Raw genomic sequence first — 18,532 nt, 5'->3', positions numbered from 1 at the left:
AGAAATTACTCTTCAGAATCCCCAGCATCAGAATCATCTGCGGTTTCGTTTGCGAAATCATCGCGACGCTCACGGCGCTCGTCTTTCGCTTTAACCATCGGAGATGCTTCGGTAACTGCGTGTTTAGTACGCATAACCATGCTGCGGATAACGGCATCGTTGAAGCGGAAGTTAGTTTCCAGCTCATCAATCGCTTCCTGCGGAGCTTCAACGTTCAGCAGAACGTAGTGAGCTTTGTGCAGTTTGTTGATCGGATAAGCCAGCTGACGACGGCCCCAGTCTTCCAGACGGTGGATCGTGCCTTCTGCTGCAGTGATTGCACCAGTGTAGCGCTCGATCATACCCGGAACCTGTTCGCTCTGGTCAGGATGGACCATAAAAACGATTTCGTAATGACGCATCGAATTGCTCCTTACGGATTATTCAGCCTCCTGTCTGGGTCAGCCGAGGCCCGTGGAGGCAAGGAACGTGTTAAAGGTCGGCCGAAAAATTGACGCGTCATTCTAATTGCGCCGCCACGGAAACTCAAGCTGATTGCACAAATAATTCGCACAAAGCGCAAAACTCAACTAAGTGGATGATTTAAAATTAATCACATCAGTAAGCGTTGTTTTTTTGAACAACAGCATCAGAAATGGTCACCATTGTCCATGAGATAAGCCATTACACTTTAATCAGAGGTCATCCGAAGGCAGAAGGAGAGATATCAACCGTCATACAGCACACAGTCGTGGAGCACATATCATGAAAAAAATCGCAATCGCCATTTTGGCTGTGCTTTTGCTTAGTGCAAACGCGATGGCAGCCATTAAGATCGACGGCCGACAGGCCAGAAACATGGATGATGTGCAAAGCTTAGGCGTAATCTACATCAATCACAATTTCGCCACAGAAAGTGAAGCAGATCAGGCAATTAATGAAGAAGCCGATGCCCAGGGCGCAAATTACTATCACGTGATGTTGATGCGTGAGCCTGGTAGCAACGGAAATATGCATGCAAGTGCAGATATTTACAGATAACGCTTTAACGCTAGCACCAGGAAAGCCAACAAATAAAAGATAGCCATAGTTTGACTTGCCCCCTGTCCGGGGGCTTTTTTTTAGTAAATGGCTCTGAAATACCACCGGTTACAACTGTTTCGGTATTCCAGAGCACTTATTTACTTCTGCCCGTAATACGCATCAGGGCCATGCTTACGCTGGAAATGCTTATTCATCAGGTAGTCATCAATCCCCTGAAGATGAGGGTTAATGCTGCGGGCTATCCATGCCATTCTCGCCACTTCTTCCATCACTACCGCATTATGCACAGCGTCATGCGCATCGTTTCCCCAGGTGAAAGGACCATGTTGCCAGACCACTATCCCTGGCGTATGCAGCGGCTCACAATCGCCCAGTGTTTCGATAATCACCTTGCCGGTATTGAGCTCGTACCCATCCTGCACCTCTGCCTGAGTTAAGGCTCGCGTGCAAGGGATATCACCGAAAAAGTAATCTGCATGTGTTGTCCCCAATGCTGGGATCGGTAGCCCCGCCTGTGCCCACGCAGTGGCATGTGTTGAGTGCGTATGGACAACGCCACCGAGTGAGGGATAACGGCGATAGAGCGCCAGATGGGTTGCCGTATCCGATGATGGCCGCCATTTTCCGTCGACCACATTTCCGTCGAGATCAACCACCACCATGTCGTCGGCTGTCATCGTGTCATAAACCACACCACTCGGCTTAATCACCACCAGCCCCTGCTCACGGTCAATAGCACTCACGTTGCCCCAGGTGAAGGTCACCAGGCCGTAACGCGGTAGATCCATATTAGCTTCAAAAACCTGCTTCTTAAGCTTAAGCATGTTCGGCCTCCACTAACCCTACCCGCGCCATGCGCTCGCGTACCCAGTCGCGTGCTTGTGCCACTTCTTTAGCCGGATCGTCCGACGTTTCGCTCCACATCTCGATAAGATATGGTCCGCAATAACCCGTCTGTTTGAGTGTCTCAAAACAACGCTCGAAATCAACAACGCCTTCGCCGAACGGTACGTTCTTGAAGACGCCCGGTTTAGTGTCTTTTACATGAACCGCAACGATATGCCCTATTCCCGCCTGCAATTCCATCTGTACGTCATTATCCCACGCTGACAAGTTGCCTATATCCGGGTAGAGCTGGAACCATGGATTATTCAGATAATGGGCATAACCCAGTGCCTTGCTGATGGAGTTCATCAGTGGATAATCCATGATTTCCATCGCCAGCGTTACTTGAGCACGGCTGGCCATTTCGACGCTTTCTTTCAGGCCGTCACGAAAACGACGCCGCGTTTCATCATTGGCTTCCTGATAGTAAACGTCATAACCCGCAAGCTGGATCACGCGAATACCCACATCCTGTGCAAACCGAATGGCTTTACGCATGATCTCCAGCCCCTGCACACGCACGGCGTCATCTTCGCTGCCTAGCGGGAAACGACGGTGCGCGCTCAGACACATAGAAGGCACACGCACGCCCGTTTCAGCGACCGCGCTCACCAGCGCCAGGCGCTGTTCACGGCTCCAGTCCAGGCGAGAAAGGCGCTCGTCGGTCTCATCCACTGACATTTCGACAAAATCGAATCCCAGTGTTTTTGCCAGTTGCAACCGCTCCAGCCAGCACTCCCCCGCAGGGAGTGCCTTTTCATAAATGCCAAGCGGAACCTGTTTAGACAGCATATCCGCTCCTTATCCCCATAATTGAGCTATGGAGCGTTTGAACTGGCGTGCAGCCTCAACTGGAGACGCGGCATCACGGATGCTACGACCCGCAATAAAGACGTGAATGGGAATGCCCTGGAACAGCGGCAGATCTTCCAGGGCCAGGCCACCGGTCACCGTCACTTTAAAGCCCATATCAGCCAGACGTTTTATGGCACTGATATCCGCCTCCCCCCATGCCACACCCGCAGCCTGAGCATCACGACTGCGGTGATACACCACCTGCTGTATGCCTGCATCGCGCCACTCTTGCGCCTGCTCCCATGTCCAGAAGCCCGTCAGTTCAATCTGTACATCACCGTTAAACTCTCTGGCCACATCCAGCGCACCTTTGGCCGTGTTGATATCTGCACAGCAGATCACCGTGACCCAGTCGGCATTCGCTTCGAAGCACATACGGGAGAGAATTTTACCTGCATCGGCAATCTTGGCATCTGCGAGGACAATTTTATGCGGATAGAGCGCTTTCAGGTCACGCACAGCACGAACCCCCTCCCCCACGCAAAGGATTGTACCCACTTCGATGATATCCACTTCTTCAGCAATCAGACGTGTCGTTTCGTAAGCATGGGACAGGGTTTGATTGTCCAAAGCGACCTGCAACATTGGTAATGACATTTTTGAGTTCCTTTTAAACAGCCGCCGCAGTGGCGTGATCAATTAAATCCAGCACTTCCTGCTCGGTACGGCAGGCGCGTAAACGGTCAAAATTCGCTTCGTCATCAAACAAATTAACGATCTGCATGATGCCCACTTCCTGGTGGGTATTGGCATCAACGGCCGCCATCGTAATCAGAATATCAACCGGGTCATTATCCTCATGGTTGAAGACCAGAGGCGTTTTCAACGTTACCAGCGCAAAACCGGTTTTCTTGACGCCCTCTTCCGGGCGTCCATGTGGCATTGCCAACCCAGGGGCAATCACAAAGTAGGGCCCATGCTGTTCAACACCATCAAGAATGGCCTGGTAGTAGCGCGGCTCAACAACGTCAGCCTTAACTAATAGATCAACACCCAGTTTTACGGCGTCCTGCCAGGTGCTGGCCTCAGCGTGTAAAAGGATGGCGTTATTTTCCACCAGTGAATCACGTAATTTCATATGACTCCCTTACTTCACGTCCTGAGGGAAATGCTCTTTGATCACTTCCAGCAGTTTTGGACCAAAATCAGCCGGAGACAGCATATTGCGTACGCCAACCACATATTTATTTCCCGAGACAGTGATCTCACCAGCGATATGGGTAGACGCAATGATAATGTCCGCTCCGCTCAGCTCGCTCTTGTATTCGCCCACCGCGCAGCTATTCACCGTGTGGTCAATATTTGACTGGGTTAAAAACTGGTCCACTTTCATCTTCATGATCATGGAACTCCCTTGCCCATTGCCACACACTGCCAGGATACGTACGGTCATAATCTAAACTCCTTAGTGAGCAGACATTTCTGCCATTTGTTTTTCTGCATCTTCTTCAGCGCGAAGTGTACGACTCGCGAAGAACATATAAGCCAGGGCGATCAGGATAATGACGGTCATGAAAATCAGCCCAACGGAGGCAAATCCCTGAATCATCGGTGGGGCCAGAATCGACCAGTCTGCCATCCCCATCCAGGCGCTCATGCCCGTCAGTTTCACCGCCCAGACGCAGCCAAAGATCTCAATCATGCCCATCACCAGGCAAATCTTGAGTGCTGCGCGCCAGCCACCAAAATGGTTAGCAAATACGCCGATGGTGGCGTTGGAGAAGAACATCGGGATAAAGCCAGGAATAATCAGAATGGAGGAGCCACAACCAACCAGGATACCTACGGCAATCAGCTGACCGATCGTTCCCCACATGAAGCCCCAGACGACGGCATTAGGTGCAAAGCTATAAATCGCCGCACAGTCAATCGCCAGGACAGCGCCAGGAATCAACCGCTGAGAGATACCGTTGAAGGCTTCGGAAAGCTCTGCAACGAACATGCGCACACCCTGGGTAATGATGAAAATCGCGACGGCAAAGGAGAAACCCGTTTGCAGGATATAAACCGTCCAGTGGGTTTTACCTGCCATAGTCTGGACAACATCAATGCCGAAGGAGAGCAAGATTGCGCCAAAGAAAAGGGTCATCACAATGGCGGTAGAGACAATATTATCGTGGAAGATATTCAGCCAGCCAGGCAGCTTCAGATCCTCAACGCTCTCCTCTTTTTTCCCCAGATATGGCGCAACTTTATAGGCAATCCATGACGCAAACTGCTGTTGGTGACCAATGGAGAAACCGCAGCCGTCAGTCACTTCCTGCGTCGGCTTGTACATCATATTGGAAGTGATGCCCCAGTACAGGGAGACCAGCACTGCTGTGCAGATAATCGTGGTCCACATCGGATAACCGAGGATATAGAGAGAAACCGCAATCAGACCAGCCTGCTGGAACATGATATGGCCTGTGAGCATGATGGTGCGGATACCCGTGATGCGTCGCAGCAGGACGTAACAGATATTCAATGCCAGTGCCAACAAGACGGCATAACCGACCCAACTGTAAGCATCGCCCATGCGTTCAATGGTCGCCATCATTGAGGCGTAAGTGTCAGAAATCGCGCCATTAATGCCATACACTTCGGACATTTTCGCCACTACGGGCTTAAACGTGCCGGTCAAAATACCCGACCCCGCCTGCAGCAACATAAAGCCGATAATGGTTTTAATCGTGCCTTTGATAATGACGCTCACGCTTTTGCGCAACAGGATATAGCCAAGGCACGTCACGATACCCAGTAAGAGCGGAGCATTGGTCATTACCTGGTTAAAAAAGACGGTAAAGACGCTGTAGAGGATTTCCATAGCACTCTCCAGAAAGTGGAAACACGAGGTGAAACCCCCGTGCGGTTTGTGCCATCACTCTAGTAATCACAAATAATCACCACAAGATTGCATTTGATTATTTGTGACGTATCACGCAAATTATTTCCCCCCACTTAATATTGATTATTATTACGTTTTTTAAATATCATTAAAAACAATAAAAATCATACACTTAATAAAAATGCACTATTCACTTAACAGCTATATTGCATTAAGAACGGAGCTTCAATCACAACTAAAAACAGAAAATTGCCATTGCATTGCTGATTTAATGGTGACAACATAAATCATAACAAATCACCAAATGACTACATTTGATTTAAACAGGGAGTCGAACGATGAGTAAAGTGAACACAATCACCCGTGAATCCTGGATTCTGAGCACCTTTCCTGAATGGGGCAGCTGGCTAAACGAAGAAATTGAACAGGAGCAGGTCGCACCAGGTACGTTCGCCATGTGGTGGCTCGGCTGTACCGGGATCTGGCTGAAGTCTGAGGGTGGAGCCAATATCTGTGTGGATTTCTGGTGTGGAACTGGCAAGCAAAGTCACGGCAACCCATTGATGAAAAAAGGCCACCAAATGCAGCGCATGGCGGGTGTTGAAAAACTTCAGCCGAACTTACGTACCACTCCATTTGTCCTTGATCCCTTTGCGATTCGCCAGATTGATGCCGTGCTTTCAACTCATGATCACAATGATCATATCGATGTGAACGTTGCGGCGGCAGTCATGCAGAACTGTGCCGACGATATTCCCTTTATTGGGCCGCAAACGTGTGTTGACTTGTGGATCGGTTGGGGCGTGCCGAAAGAACGCTGCATAGTGATGAAACCCGGTGATGTGGTAAGAATTAAGGATACCGAAATTCATGCTCTCGATGCTTTTGACCGTACCGCATTAATTACACTCCCCGCAGATCAAAAAGCGGCAGGTGTGTTACCCGATGGCATGGACGAGCGTGCGGTGAACTACCTGTTCAAAACCCCCGGAGGTTCGCTGTATCACAGCGGCGACTCTCACTACTCCAACTACTATGCTAAACACGGTAATGAGCATCAGATCGACGTTGCTTTGGGCTCTTACGGGGAAAACCCGCGTGGTATTACCGACAAGATGACCAGCGCAGATATGCTGCGCATGGCAGAAGCTCTGAATACAAAAGTCGTGATCCCGTTCCATCATGATATCTGGTCAAACTTCCAGGCCGACCCGCAAGAAATCCGCGTGCTCTGGGAGATGAAAAAAGATCGTCTGAAATATGGCTTCAAACCCTTTATCTGGCAGGTTGGCGGGAAATTTACCTGGCCTCTGGATAAAGACAATTTCGAATACCATTACCCACGTGGTTTCGATGATTGCTTCACAATTGAACCTGACCTGCCGTTCAAATCATTCCTGTAAAAGGGAACCCGGAATCGCCAGACTCAGTGTCTGGCGATCTCATATTTTGCTTAGTAATTTCATGCTATTTCAAATATCATCTTTTGAAATCAATTTTTATCGGAATAGCTCATGACGGAAGCGCAACGGCATCAAATTTTACTGGAACTACTGGCGCAAACAGGGTTTGTCACCGTCGAACAAGTGATCGAACGCTTAGGGATCTCTCCGGCAACAGCGCGTCGTGACATCAATAAACTGGATGAGAGCGGTAAGCTTAAAAAAGTTCGTAACGGCGCAGAAGCCATCAGCCAGCAGCGCCCTCGCTGGACACCAATGAATATCCATCAGGCTCAGAACCATGATGAAAAGGTACGCATCGCCAGAGCAGCCTCGCAACTGGTGAATCCTGGTGAGAGTGTCGTCATTAACTGCGGTTCCACCGCGTTTCTTCTCGGTCGGGAAATGTGCGGGAGACCAGTGCAAATCATTACCAATTATTTGCCGCTGGCGAACTTCTTGATCGATCAAGAACATGAAAGTGTCGTGATCATGGGCGGTCAGTATAATAAGAGCCAGTCAATTACGTTGAGTCCTCAGGACAGCGAAAACAGCCTTTATGCCGGACACTGGATGTTTACCAGCGGCAAGGGCCTCACCGCTGAAGGGTTGTATAAAACCGATATGCTCACCGCGATGGCTGAACAGAATATGCTCAATGTTGTGGGTAAACTTGTTGTGCTGGTCGACAGCAGCAAAGTCGGCGAACGTGCCGGAATGCTTTTCAGCCGCGCAGAGCAGATCGATATGGTGATCACCGGCAAAAATGCTGACCCCGCGATCCTAAAGAAACTGGAAGATCACGGCGTCACGATCTTACGTGTTTAAAGATGCTGACGGAAAAATGCAATAGTGGCATCCAGTGCAGTTGGCGTAATGCGATGCCTTACACCCGCTTCCCATAGACAGGTTAAATTGTCGTCCAAACCTTCACGTTGCAATGCCTGCTGTAAACGGAAGGTTTCTGCGGCAGGAACGACGTCATCTGCTTCACCATGCCATAAAAAAAGCGGTCGATTGGCGAGAGACGGTAACGCATGTGTAACTTCCCACTCAGCCAGTGAGGTAAGATCGTCCTGCGATTGTGGTGGAAATAGAGTCCGGGAGAGAGAAGTGAAATAACCCGATCCCATCAGGCTTGCCACACATTTCACTTCAGGATGACGCGACATAATACCCAATGCCGTCATTCCGCCCATTGATGCGCCAGCCACAGCCAGGCGATTGTCAGCCACCAGCCCAGCCTGGTACAACGCATCACGCAGTCCGGAGAACTCGATTAAGCTCCCCTGCAAAATTTGCCAGAACCGGTTTAAGCGAGCCTGTTCGTTACCATTAAATCGCCCGCCATGTTCAGGTGCATCCGGCATAACAACCCGAAATCCGGCAAGTGCCAATGCCACCGCAAAATAGCTATAAACCAGTTTTGATGAGGTAAATCCATGATAAAAAACCACAACAGGGAGCGCTTGCTGGCCTTTTCCCGCAGGAAAAGCGTGTAAAATATCATGGTCGCCGAGTCGCTGAGTTTCAAGTTCAATCATGGCCGATCCCCTTTGCTAATGAATGATTCATAATGTTGAGAACTGGATTACGCTTTCGCGATATTTTCATTCGAAATTTACGTCACAGATAACAATTTGGGAACATTCCCCCAAAACTAAATTCGCAGACAACTACACTATGGCTATCAGGAAACGAGATATGGTTATGCGCAGGCTTGTTGCTTTATTGCTGGTGTCACTGCTCAGTGGCTGTAGCGCGTTACAGGGAACTCCACAACCCGCTCCCCCGGCCACAGATCATCCGCAGGAAATTCGTCGTAACCAGACGGAAGGATTACAGCGAATGGGGACTGTCTCCGCGCTTGTTCGCGGTTCTCCGGACGATGCGGAAGAAGCAATCAAAGCACAAGCTGTCGCAGCAAAAGCAGATTATTACGTCATCATCATGATTGATGAAACCATCATTACGGGACAATGGTACTCACAGGCGATTTTGTACCGTAAGTAATGGTGATCATTTGAACGATATTTACACTGCTTTGCGTCCATAGACATTTTCCTGTCCACAATAAACTCCATGCCCGCAACAATGGAAGTGAGTTTATTCGCGAAGGATTGCCCGGCGGATACCGGAGACATGTGAAATGGAGCTGACGATGAAACGAACTCTTACTTTGACCTCACTGTTGCTCTCAGCTGGTCTGGTGAGCACGACTGCGCAGTCAGCTGAATTTGCCAGTGCTGATTGTGTCACTGGCCTGAATGAAATTGGCCAGATCTCCGTGACGAATATTTCGGGGAGCCCGCAAGATGTTGAACGTGTCGTTGCATTAAAAGCCGATGAACAGGGCGCTTCCTGGTATCGCATCATCCAAATGCAGGAAGATAACCATGTTGATCACTGGCGAGTACAGGCCATCCTCTACGCATAATTACTCAGACTAAAAGCCACTTATTTTTAGTGGCTTTTCATTATTGCAAATTTTTTATCTTTTTAATAACCCATAAAAAACAACAAAATAACACTTTGTTACATTAATGGTGTAAATGTTATCCCTACTCTGCCGTTGAAAAGCCATACCTTTTCAACAATGAGCAATTTATGATCAATTTTTTCCGCCGTGCAGGTCTGGGCACTAAGCTATCGCTGCTGACGGGCATGAGTGTCGCGCTGCTGTTCCTTCTGTTCACATTCCTCCTCAGCCATAAAACCAGCCAGCAGCTTGAAGCCCTGGCGGTTGAAGACCTGCATAACCAATCCACCGGCATGGTTGATATGGTTCAGATGTTTAACACCAGCCTGAGCGAAGAAGTCGAAAGTTATACCCGTCTGTTCAGTACATTTTTGCCCCAGCCACTGAATGTCGACACCAGTCAGAAACGCACCATTAACGGATTCGATGTCCCACTTCTTAAAGGGGGGGAGCTTGAGCTGCATGAGAACAACACGCTTTCTGATGACTTCCTGAACCGTACTGGTGCAATCTCTACGCTGTTTGTGCGCAGCGGAAATGATTTCATTCGCGTGGCGACATCGCTGCGTAAAGAGAGTGGCGATCGGGCAATGGGAACCGTACTGGACACCTCCAGCCCGGCTTTCACCGCCGTCAGCAAAGGCGAGGTCTACCGCGGCCTGGCTCTGTTGTTTGGCAAGCGCTATATAACCCAGTATCAACCCGTCAAAGATTCCGGGGGACAGGTTATTGGGATCATTTTTGTCGGGGTAGATATCACCCATTCCTGGAACGTCATGCGCGAGAAAATCCTGAATCGTCGCCTGGGAGAAAGCGGTCATTTCTTCGTATTAGATCGCAGCAACGGAAAAACGCGAGGTCAGTATCTGTTCCACGCCAGTGAAGAAGGCCAGTTGCCTAAGTGGGATGCAAGCCTGCAGCAGCAGTTGCTGAGTGATAAACCCGGCACACTGGAACGTGAAAGTGAGGACGGCCGTACATTGAAAATGGCCTACACACCGCTGCCGGGCTGGAACTGGACCATTGTGGGTGAAGTGGATAAATCGGTGCTGCTCGCCAGCGTGACTCAACTACGCGATCGCTTCCTGCTGGCCGGTTTGGTGTTGTCTGCACTGTTCGCGGGCCTGTTTGTCCTCATTATCCGCCGCATGTTAACGCACCCGCTGCGCAATGTGATCCACCTTGCGCGTCAATATGCGGCTGGCGATCTCCGCGCCAGCCTGCCTGTAACGCGCCATGATGAAGTCGGTCAGCTAATTGTCGCGATAAACGGGATCGGTGGTGGTCTGCAAAAGATTGTTCTGCAGGTTCGTGAGGCGGCTGGCGACATTCATTTGGGAACCAATGCGCTGGCATCGGATAGCGGAGAGATCTCTGAGCAGATCAACAAGCAGGCCAGCAGCGTGGAAGAGACATCTGCCAGCATGGAGCAACTGGCGGCAACTGTGCAGCAAAATGCGGCAAACATGCAGCAAACGCAGCAACTGGTGTCTGAAACTTCGCAAGCAATACATCAGGGTGGCAAGACGGTCAGCAACGCTGTCGCGACTATGGATGACATTCGTGATGCATCAAAACGCATTGAGGACATCACTCGCGTGATTGAGTCTATTGCATTCCAGACCAATATTCTGGCACTCAATGCCGCCGTAGAAGCCGCGCGAGCGGGCGAGCACGGCAAGGGCTTTGCCGTCGTCGCACAAGAAGTTCGTGCGCTGGCAGCACGCAGCGCCAATGCGGTGAAGGAGATAGAACAACTTATCAGTGACACACTGAACAAAGTCAGCGAGGGTCATTCGCTGTCAGAGCAAACACGGCTGGCAATGGATACTATCATCGTCCACATCGATAACATTAACCAGTTGGTCACTGAGATAAACCACGCCTCTCATGAGCAGTCTGCGGGGATCCGTCAGGTCAATCTTGCGATGACACACATTGGTGAAGCCTCACATATCAACGCCGATCGCGTCTCACGCAGTGAGCAAACCGCACAAACGCTGCGCGAGAAGGGCTCTCATCTTACTGAGCTGGTGAGCCTGTTCCGCCTGAAAAGCTAATTATCCCACCCTGCCCGTGGCACGTAACAACACATCATGTTGCAACTGCTCGCTCATCAGGGAGCCGCCACGGGTATCCAGCATCATACGACACCACGCCTGCGCCATAGGTGGTGAGGCATGTCGTAACATCTGCCCTCCCGTACCTAACAGGAAAAGTTGCTGCGTTATTTCCCGACCTTGCGCTTCCTGTGGCTTGCGTAATTTTTGCTGCAACTGACGCCAGCTGCGATCAAAATGCCGGTCCTGCCCTTTCACCTGCGCAAAATCGTCGGTGAGGAGATCGAGAATACCCGGTTGTTTCGCCAGTACACGCAGGACATCCAGGCACATAATGTTGCCGGAACCTTCCCAGATACTGTTCACCGGCATCTCGCGATAAAGCCTTGGGAGCTCGCTCTCTTCGCAGTAGCCAATTCCCCCCAACACTTCCATCGCTTCCGCCACAAACGGAATACCGGCTTTGCATACGCTGTATTTCGCTGCTGGAGTAAAAAGCCTGGCCAAGGCGGCCTCTTCCACGTCATCTCGTCGATCCCATGCGCGTGCAAGACGGAATAGCAGTGCAGTCTGTCCTTCCAGCATCAGAGCCATACGGCTCAAGACATCCCGCATTAAAGGTTGGTCGATGAGATTCTTACCAAAGGTCTGCCGCTGATGAGCATGGTACAACGCGACTGATAGCGCCCGACGCATCAGCCCATGACTGCCAAGTGCACAGTCAAACCGCGTTAACCCGCCCATACGAAGAATTTGTCTGACACCTTCACCTTCTTCTCCCAACAGCCAGCCTGACGCATCCAGAAATTCCACTTCACTGCTGGCATTAGATCGATTGCCCAATTTCTCTTTCAGCCTCTCAAGTCGGACGGCATTGCGTTGCCCATCAGGTAAAAAGCGCGGGACGAAAAAGCAGGACAATCCTCCTTTTGCCTGCGCGAGCACCAGGTGCGCATCACTTTGTGGCACAGAGAAAAACCACTTGTGGCCCACCAAACGATAACTCCCGTCATTGCATTTTTCAGCCCGGGTGGTGTTGCTGAGCACATCCGACCCCCCCTGTTTTTCGGTCATTCCCATGCCAATCAGTATCCCGCGCTTTTGCCCGCCGGGCGCAAAATGGGGATCGTAGCGGTCGCTAAGCAACGGCGATAACCACTCGTGAAATGGCTTAGGTAATGTCTGCTGCAGCAACGGCGTGGCGGCAAAGGTCATCGTCACAGGGCAAAGCGTACCCGCCTCCACCTGAGCATGAAGAATAAAGCGAGCCGCTCTGGCGACAAATGCGCCTTTGCGTGCGTGATCCTCCCACGCCAGATTATGAACCCGGTTGGCACAGAGGCCCTGCATCAGCAGATGCCAGGCGGGGTGAAAACGCACGTCGTCCAGTCGTTCGCCAGTAACGCTATAACGCAAAAGTTCCGGCGGGTTGCCGTTGGCCAGACGACCCAGTTCAAGTGATTCAGCTGTGCCCAGTTGCTGCCCGATACTGGCGAGAAGATCCGTATCCCATTCAGCACCTTCCCGGCCAACGGCGTCACGTAGGGCGCAGTCAGAGAGGAAAAGGTTACTGTTAGAGAGTGGAGTCGGCTGATTGAAAACGGTATGCGTGTGCCAGTGCATGTGGTGTCCCTCCTTCAATGGCAATGAAGGTAAGTATGGACAGTCAGCGCGGACGTTGCATGAGGGGGAGGTCACAAGGTGAGGTAAATTATGCCCGGTAGCTCACCTGAACCTGACCGGGCACATAAGGTTATCCGCGCTGGCGCACCGCTTCAAAAAGGCAAATGCCTGTTGCAACAGAGACGTTCAGTGATGAGACACTGCCCGCCATCGGAATGCTGATCAACTCATCACAGTGTTCACGGGTCAGGCGGCGCATGCCTTCACCCTCTGCCCCCATGACCAACGCCAGACGGCCAGTCATTTTGCTCTGGTACAAAGTGTGATCAGCTTCACCCGCCGTCCCCACGATCCAGATGTTCTCTTCCTGCAACTGTCGCATAGTACGCGCGAGGTTGGTCACGCGGATCAGCGGAACGTTTTCTGCTGCGCCGCACGCTACTTTTTTCGCCGTTGCATTCAGTTGTGCAGAACGATCTTTAGGGACGATAACAGCGTGAACACCGGCAGCGTCCGCGCTACGCAAGCATGCACCGAGGTTGTGTGGATCGGTAACCCCATCCAGGATCAGGAAGAAGGGATTATCCAGTGCAGCGATCAAATCGGGGAGATCATTTTCCTGATACTGACGACCCGGCTTCACGCGCGCAATGATGCCCTGGTGAACCGCACCTTCACTTTTCTCATCCAGGAACTGGCGATTAGCCAGTTGGATCACGACGCCCTGAGCTTCCAGTGCGTGGATCAGCGGCAACAGACGTTTATCTTCACGCCCTTTCAGAATAAACACTTCCTGAAAACGCTCCGGTGCGCGCTCCAGCAGGGCTTGCACCGCGTGGATGCCGTAAATCATTTCACTCATTGATGGTTCTCATAATGTACATGTTCCCTCTCCCACGGTGGGGAGAGGGTCAGGGTGAGGGGGAATGTTACTCCGCCTGATTTTTCTTCGCTGCGCGCTTCGCTTTCGTTGCGGCAGCAATTTTCTGCGTTTTAGCTGAAGGCTTTTTCGCTTTTCGGGCCTCTTTCTTCGCGGCCTTAGGCTTTTGTTTCTTCTCGCCACGGAAAGCACTGTCAGGCTCGAAATTCACTTTTTTACCCGTCTGACGACGTTTCCCGCTCGCGTTCCCGTTACCGCCTTTTTTCGCTTTCTCACGCGCGGTTTTACCGACGTTACGCGGCGCACGTTCGCTGGAAATCAGGCTAAAATCGATTTTACGCTCGTCCATATTGACGGCTTCAACCTTCACTTCCACACGATCGCCCAAACGATATGTTTGGCCACCAGATTCGCCAATCAGTCGCTGACCAACCTGATCAAAACGGTAGTAGTCGTTATCCAGGCTGGAGACATGCACCAGGCCATCAATAAACAGCTCATCCAGACGAACAAAGAAACCAAAACCGGTCACGCTGGCAATCACGCCTTTAAAGACGTTACCCACCTGATCCAGCATAAAGTCGCATTTCAGCCAATCCGATACCTCACGCGTTGCTTCATCGGCACGGCGTTCGGTCATGGAACAGTGCTGTCCAAGCTGCAACATCTCTTCCATCGAATAGTGGTAGCCGCCAGTTTCGGTGCTGTTCCCTTTGTGTCCTTGCTCCTGCGCCAACAGATATTTTATCGCACGGTGCAGAGAAAGATCCGGGTAACGACGGATCGGCGAAGTAAAGTGGGCATAAGACTGTAGCGCCAGACCAAAGTGACCCCGATTTTCTGGGTCATAAATCGCCTGTTTCATGGAGCGGAGCAACATGGTCTGCAACATTTCGGCATCAGGACGATCGCCAATGGACTCCAGCAACTCAGCGTAATCACGCGGCTCCGGCTTGTTGCCACCAGGCAATTCCAGCCCCAATTCCGCCAATACAGAACGGAAGGCGGTGATTGCCTCTGTCGAGGGTTTATCGTGAATACGGAACAGTGCAGGCTCTTTGGCTTTCTCGACGAAACGTGCCGCTGAGATGTTGGCCAGAATCATGCACTCTTCAATCAGCTTATGCGCGTCGTTACGTTGCGTCTGCTCAATACGCTCAATACGGCGCTCTGCGTTGAAGATGAATTTCGCCTCTTCACTCTCAAACGAGATCCCACCGCGCTCTTCGCGCGCCTGATCCAGCGTTTTATAGAGGTTATGCAGCTCTTCGATGTGTTTGACCAACGGCGCATACTGTTCGCGCAGTTCCTGATCGCCCTGCAACATATGCCAGACTTTGGTATAGGTCAGACGCGCATGGGAGCTCATCACCGCTTCATAGAACTTGTAACCGGTAAGACGCCCTTTCGTCGAGATAGTCATCTCGCAGACCATACAGAGACGGTCAACTTGCGGGTTCAGAGAACACAGCCCGTTGGAGAGCACCTCTGGCAGCATTGGCACAACCTGAGACGGGAAGTAAACCGACGTGCCGCGGCTGCGGGCCTCATTGTCCAGCGGAGTATGCGTGCGAACGTAATAGCTTACATCGGCAATCGCAACCCACAGACGCCAGCCACCACCGCGTTTCTTCTCGCAATAGACTGCGTCATCAAAGTCACGGGCATCTTCACCATCGATCGTCACCAGCGGCAGGTCTCGCAGATCCACACGCCCCACTTTGGATTCTTCCGGGACAACCTCTTTCAGGCCTTCAATCTGCTCTTCAACCGCTTTTGGCCAGACGTAAGGGATTTCATGAGTACGCAGCGCCATATCAACGGCCATGCCTGTCCCCATGTTATCGCCCAGAACTTCGACGATTTTCCCTACCGCTTTAGTACGGCGCGTTGGACGTTGGGTGAGTTCAACCACCACCACAAACCCCATGCGCGCACCCATTATCTCTTCCGGTGGGATGAGAATGTCGAAGCTCAGACGGCTATCGTCCGGAACAACAAAGCCCACGCCCGCCTCGGTAAAGTAGCGGCCTACAATTTGACTGGTTTTCGGGACCAGGACACGTACAACGCGTGCCTCACGGCGGCCTTTACGATCTGCTCCCAAAGGTTGCGCGAGGATCTGATCGCCATGAATACACATTTTCATTTGTTCAGACGACAGATACAGATCGTCCTTACGACCTTCGACGCGCAAGAATCCATAGCCATCGCGATGGCCAATAACCATACCTTTAAGGAGATCAAGGCGTTCTGGCAATGCATAGCACTGGCGGCGGGTAAAGACCAATTGACCGTCACGCTCCATGGCGCGCAGGCGGCGGCGAAGAGCTTCAATTTGCTCTTCACCTTCAATATGTAATTCAACAGCAAGTTCTTCACGATTAGCAGGCTTTTCGCGTTTTGTTAAATGTTCAATGATGAACTCGCGGCTTGGGATAGGATTCGCGTACTTTTCTGCTTCGCGTTCCTGGAAAGGATCATGTGACATATCGGTTCCTCCGTTGTCAGCTCCGGTGGAAATTTTCTTCATTCCACCAGCAATAATTTATACAGCGGTTGATTCTCTTCAACCAAATCGGCCAGCGTATAGTTATCCAGTTCCTTGAGAAAACTTTGCACAGCCTTAGAAAGCGCCTGTTTCAGGCGACAAGCGGGGGTAATATGGCAGAATTCACTGCTGCAGTTCACCAGAGACAACGGCTCCAGCTCACGCACCACATCCCCAACACGAATACTCTTCGCCGGCTTACCGAGGCGAATCCCTCCATTCTTCCCGCGGACGGCAGCCACGTATCCGGCACGACTAAGTTGATTGATTATTTTGACCATATGATTACGGGACACACCGTAGACCTCTGTCACCTCAGAGATACTGGTCATTTGTCCATCGGGTAACGACGCCATGTAAATCAGCGCTCGTAAGCCGTAATCGGTGAAACTCGTTAACTGCACATCAACCTCAGGAAAAGGGAAAACGCGGCAAAACCGCAGAGATATTCATTAATGATGATAAACCAGCCAGATAGTTAGCGGCTAATTTATTTGACAGACGGGGTCAAAAAGCGGGAATCAGAGGGCGCGGGCCGGATGGCGCCACGCTTATCTGACCTACGGGTTTCCCCGCAGGCCAGCAATCACGAAAATTACGCGTCGAACGGATCGCGCAGAATCATCGTTTCAGTGCGGTCCGGACCGGTAGAAATAATATCAATCGGCACTTCGGTCAGTTCTTCAATACGCTTAATGTAGTCCAGTGCTGCTTTCGGCAGACCGCTACGTTCTTTCACACCAAAGGTGGTTTCGGACCAGCCCGGCATGGTTTCGTAGATCGGCTCAATGCCTTCCCAGTCGTCAGCCGCCAGCGGAGTGGTCGTCACTTCGCGGCCATCTGGCATACGGTAGGCAACACAGATTTTCACTTCTTTCAGGCCGTCCAGGACGTCCAGCTTGGTCAGACAGAAGCCTGACAAGGAGTTGATCTGTACCGCACGACGTACAGCAACCGCATCCAGCCAGCCAGTACGACGACGACGACCAGTCGTTGCGCCAAACTCGTTACCCTGCTTGCACAGGAACTCACCGGTTTCATCAAACAGCTCGGTCGGGAATGGACCAGCACCCACGCGAGTGGAGTAAGCTTTGATGATACCCAGAACGTAATCCACATAACGTGGACCCAGACCAGAACCTGTAGCCACGCCACCTGCGGTGGTGTTTGAGGAGGTTACGTACGGATAAGTACCGTGGTCGATATCCAGCAGCGTACCCTGCGCACCTTCAAACATGACGAAATCGCCACGTTTACGCGCCTGGTCCAGCAGATCGGACACATCAACAACCATCGCGGTCAGGATGTCTGCAATCGCCATGACATCATCCAGCACTTTCTGGTAGTCAACCGCGTCAGCTTTGTAGAAATTCACCAACTGGAAGTTGTGATATTCCATCACTTCTTTCAGTTTGTCAGCGAAGGTGGCTTTGTCGAACAGGTCGCCAACGCGCAGACCGCGACGAGCGACTTTATCTTCGTAAGCCGGGCCGATACCACGACCGGTGGTCCCAATGGCTTTCGCACCACGTGCTTTTTCGCGCGCAACATCCAGCGCAACGTGGTAGTCAAGAATCAGCGGGCAGGCTTCAGAGAGCAGCAGACGCTCACGAACCGGGATACCACGGTCTTCCAGACCTTTCATCTCTTTCATCAGCGCAGCAGGAGACAACACAACGCCGTTACCGATAATGCTGGTGACGTTATCACGAAGAATGCCTGATGGAATAAGATGGAGGACGGTTTTTTCACCGTTGATTACGAGAGTATGGCCTGCGTTGTGACCGCCCTGGTAGCGTACAACATATTTAGCCCGTTCAGTCAGAAGATCAACAATCTTCCCTTTACCTTCGTCACCCCATTGGGTGCCCAGTACGACGACGTTGTTACCCATTTTGTCAAAATCA

19 protein-coding genes are annotated in these 18,532 nt (G+C 51.3%); 6 read left to right on the top strand and 13 right to left on the bottom strand.

Translation table 11 applies throughout. The features are described 5' to 3' along the window. Nucleotides 1–5: 5 nt before the first annotated feature. The gene (gene rpsF, locus HV346_RS02120; RefSeq protein ID WP_119935816.1) at nt 6–401 is read right to left on the bottom strand and encodes a 30S ribosomal protein S6; all 396 of its coding nucleotides are present in this window, start codon (nt 399–401) and stop codon (nt 6–8) included. Nucleotides 402–744: 343 nt separating this feature from the next. Here rpsF and yjfY point away from each other — a divergent pair, with 343 nt between their 5' ends. Beyond that, nucleotides 745–1,020, top strand: a complete 276-nt coding sequence (yjfY, locus tag HV346_RS02115) for a DUF1471 family protein YjfY (protein ID WP_181621976.1) — start codon at nt 745–747, stop codon at nt 1,018–1,020. Nucleotides 1,021–1,160: 140 nt separating this feature from the next. On the opposite strand, the gene HV346_RS02110 is transcribed toward yjfY, so the two are convergent. Genes HV346_RS02110 through ulaA form a run of 6 tightly spaced genes read right to left on the bottom strand, consistent with a single transcriptional unit; the run spans nt 1,161 to nt 5,569 of the window. Next, on the bottom strand, nt 1,161–1,847 hold the full coding sequence (locus HV346_RS02110) for an L-ribulose-5-phosphate 4-epimerase (RefSeq protein ID WP_181621975.1): 687 nt from the start codon (nt 1,845–1,847) through the stop codon (nt 1,161–1,163). Next, a complete protein-coding gene (locus HV346_RS02105; protein ID WP_181621974.1) occupies nt 1,840–2,700 on the bottom strand; it encodes an L-ribulose-5-phosphate 3-epimerase in 861 nt (286 codons plus the stop codon). The genes HV346_RS02110 and HV346_RS02105 overlap by 8 nt, the downstream gene beginning before the upstream one ends. Nucleotides 2,701–2,709: 9 nt before the next feature. Then, nucleotides 2,710–3,360, bottom strand: coding sequence for a 3-keto-L-gulonate-6-phosphate decarboxylase UlaD (ulaD, locus tag HV346_RS02100; protein WP_181621973.1), 651 nt, complete (start codon nt 3,358–3,360; stop codon nt 2,710–2,712). Between the two features lie 13 nt (nt 3,361–3,373). Then, complete coding sequence (ulaC, locus tag HV346_RS02095; protein WP_181621972.1) at nt 3,374–3,841, bottom strand: PTS ascorbate transporter subunit IIA; 468 nt, start codon at nt 3,839–3,841, stop codon at nt 3,374–3,376. A gap of 9 nt (nt 3,842–3,850) precedes the next feature. After that, nucleotides 3,851–4,156 carry a PTS ascorbate transporter subunit IIB gene (ulaB, locus tag HV346_RS02090; protein WP_045439008.1) on the bottom strand — a complete coding sequence of 102 codons (306 nt, stop codon included), beginning with the start codon at nt 4,154–4,156 and terminating at the stop codon, nt 3,851–3,853. Nucleotides 4,157–4,168: 12 nt separating this feature from the next. Continuing rightward, nucleotides 4,169–5,569, bottom strand: a complete 1,401-nt coding sequence (gene ulaA, locus HV346_RS02085) for a PTS ascorbate transporter subunit IIC (protein ID WP_181621971.1) — start codon at nt 5,567–5,569, stop codon at nt 4,169–4,171. Nucleotides 5,570–5,928: 359 nt separating this feature from the next. Between ulaA and ulaG the strand changes: the two genes are divergently transcribed. Both ulaG and ulaR read left to right on the top strand, forming a co-directional pair. Next, a complete protein-coding gene (ulaG, locus tag HV346_RS02080; protein WP_181621970.1) occupies nt 5,929–6,993 on the top strand; it encodes an L-ascorbate 6-phosphate lactonase in 1,065 nt (354 codons plus the stop codon). A 111-nt stretch (nt 6,994–7,104) separates the two neighbouring features. Beyond that, nucleotides 7,105–7,860, top strand: a complete 756-nt coding sequence (gene ulaR, locus HV346_RS02075) for an HTH-type transcriptional regulator UlaR (RefSeq protein WP_181621969.1) — start codon at nt 7,105–7,107, stop codon at nt 7,858–7,860. Here the strand turns inward: ulaR and yjfP are convergent. After that, nucleotides 7,857–8,576: an esterase gene (yjfP, locus tag HV346_RS02070; RefSeq protein WP_181621968.1), complete on the bottom strand. Its 720-nt coding sequence runs from the start codon at nt 8,574–8,576 to the stop codon at nt 7,857–7,859. The genes ulaR and yjfP overlap by 4 nt on opposite strands. A 139-nt stretch (nt 8,577–8,715) precedes the next feature. On the opposite strand from yjfP, the gene bsmA reads away from it, so the two are divergent. The 3 genes from bsmA to HV346_RS02055 all read left to right on the top strand — a co-directional run bounded on the left by bsmA (nt 8,716) and on the right by HV346_RS02055 (nt 11,571). Beyond that, nucleotides 8,716–9,045 (top strand): biofilm peroxide resistance protein BsmA, encoded by a 330-nt coding sequence (gene bsmA, locus HV346_RS02065; protein ID WP_181621967.1) that lies wholly within the window; start codon nt 8,716–8,718, stop codon nt 9,043–9,045. A 148-nt stretch (nt 9,046–9,193) separates the two neighbouring features. After that, nucleotides 9,194–9,469 carry a DUF1471 family protease activator YjfN gene (gene yjfN / locus HV346_RS02060; RefSeq protein WP_181621966.1) on the top strand — a complete coding sequence of 92 codons (276 nt, stop codon included), beginning with the start codon at nt 9,194–9,196 and terminating at the stop codon, nt 9,467–9,469. Nucleotides 9,470–9,639: 170 nt separating this feature from the next. Next, entirely contained in the window at nt 9,640–11,571 is a 1,932-nt protein-coding gene (locus HV346_RS02055; RefSeq protein ID WP_181621965.1) for a methyl-accepting chemotaxis protein, read from the top strand. On the opposite strand, the gene HV346_RS02050 is transcribed toward HV346_RS02055, so the two are convergent. From HV346_RS02050 to HV346_RS02030, 5 genes are all read right to left on the bottom strand, one after another. Then, the gene (locus tag HV346_RS02050) at nt 11,572–13,194 is read right to left on the bottom strand and encodes an isovaleryl-CoA dehydrogenase (protein WP_181621964.1); all 1,623 of its coding nucleotides are present in this window, start codon (nt 13,192–13,194) and stop codon (nt 11,572–11,574) included. 130 nt (nt 13,195–13,324) lie between these two features. Next, a complete protein-coding gene (gene rlmB, locus HV346_RS02045; RefSeq protein WP_181621963.1) occupies nt 13,325–14,056 on the bottom strand; it encodes a 23S rRNA (guanosine(2251)-2'-O)-methyltransferase RlmB in 732 nt (243 codons plus the stop codon). Between the two features lie 67 nt (nt 14,057–14,123). Further along, nucleotides 14,124–16,565, bottom strand: a complete 2,442-nt coding sequence (gene rnr, locus HV346_RS02040; protein ID WP_181621962.1) for a ribonuclease R — start codon at nt 16,563–16,565, stop codon at nt 14,124–14,126. Nucleotides 16,566–16,603: 38 nt separating this feature from the next. After that, complete coding sequence (nsrR, locus tag HV346_RS02035; RefSeq protein WP_181621961.1) at nt 16,604–17,029, bottom strand: nitric oxide-sensing transcriptional repressor NsrR; 426 nt, start codon at nt 17,027–17,029, stop codon at nt 16,604–16,606. A 191-nt stretch (nt 17,030–17,220) separates the two neighbouring features. Further along, nucleotides 17,221–18,519, bottom strand: a complete 1,299-nt coding sequence (locus HV346_RS02030) for an adenylosuccinate synthase (RefSeq protein ID WP_181621960.1) — start codon at nt 18,517–18,519, stop codon at nt 17,221–17,223. Nucleotides 18,520–18,532 lie beyond the last annotated feature (13 nt).

This window comes from Enterobacter sp. RHBSTW-00994, from assembly GCF_013782625.1.
Taxonomy (GTDB): domain Bacteria; phylum Pseudomonadota; class Gammaproteobacteria; order Enterobacterales; family Enterobacteriaceae; genus Enterobacter.
The sequence above is the reverse complement of the archived record's forward strand: the minus strand, read 5'-3'. Positions and strand labels throughout refer to the sequence as shown.

Bases quoted from the DNA above. Each gene is read 5' to 3' on its own strand.
- bsmA (WP_181621967.1), top strand. From the start codon at position 8,716: ATGGCTATCAGGAAACGAGATATGGTTATGCGCAGGCTTGTTGCTTTA.
- ulaC (WP_181621972.1), bottom strand. From the start codon at position 3,841: ATGAAATTACGTGATTCACTGGTGGAAAATAACGCCATCCTTTTACAC.
- HV346_RS02030 (WP_181621960.1), bottom strand. From the start codon at position 18,519: ATGGGTAACAACGTCGTCGTACTGGGCACCCAATGGGGTGACGAAGGT.
- ulaA (WP_181621971.1), bottom strand. From the start codon at position 5,569: ATGGAAATCCTCTACAGCGTCTTTACCGTCTTTTTTAACCAGGTAATG.
- HV346_RS02110 (WP_181621975.1), bottom strand. From the start codon at position 1,847: ATGCTTAAGCTTAAGAAGCAGGTTTTTGAAGCTAATATGGATCTACCG.
- yjfY (WP_181621976.1), top strand. From the start codon at position 745: ATGAAAAAAATCGCAATCGCCATTTTGGCTGTGCTTTTGCTTAGTGCA.
- rnr (WP_181621962.1), bottom strand. From the start codon at position 16,565: ATGTCACATGATCCTTTCCAGGAACGCGAAGCAGAAAAGTACGCGAAT.
- ulaD (WP_181621973.1), bottom strand. From the start codon at position 3,360: ATGTCATTACCAATGTTGCAGGTCGCTTTGGACAATCAAACCCTGTCC.
- ulaR (WP_181621969.1), top strand. From the start codon at position 7,105: ATGACGGAAGCGCAACGGCATCAAATTTTACTGGAACTACTGGCGCAA.
- HV346_RS02055 (WP_181621965.1), top strand. From the start codon at position 9,640: ATGATCAATTTTTTCCGCCGTGCAGGTCTGGGCACTAAGCTATCGCTG.
- HV346_RS02050 (WP_181621964.1), bottom strand. From the start codon at position 13,194: ATGCACTGGCACACGCATACCGTTTTCAATCAGCCGACTCCACTCTCT.
- rpsF (WP_119935816.1), bottom strand. From the start codon at position 401: ATGCGTCATTACGAAATCGTTTTTATGGTCCATCCTGACCAGAGCGAA.
- yjfN (WP_181621966.1), top strand. From the start codon at position 9,194: ATGAAACGAACTCTTACTTTGACCTCACTGTTGCTCTCAGCTGGTCTG.
- rlmB (WP_181621963.1), bottom strand. From the start codon at position 14,056: ATGAGTGAAATGATTTACGGCATCCACGCGGTGCAAGCCCTGCTGGAG.
- ulaB (WP_045439008.1), bottom strand. From the start codon at position 4,156: ATGACCGTACGTATCCTGGCAGTGTGTGGCAATGGGCAAGGGAGTTCC.
- yjfP (WP_181621968.1), bottom strand. From the start codon at position 8,576: ATGATTGAACTTGAAACTCAGCGACTCGGCGACCATGATATTTTACAC.
- ulaG (WP_181621970.1), top strand. From the start codon at position 5,929: ATGAGTAAAGTGAACACAATCACCCGTGAATCCTGGATTCTGAGCACC.
- HV346_RS02105 (WP_181621974.1), bottom strand. From the start codon at position 2,700: ATGCTGTCTAAACAGGTTCCGCTTGGCATTTATGAAAAGGCACTCCCT.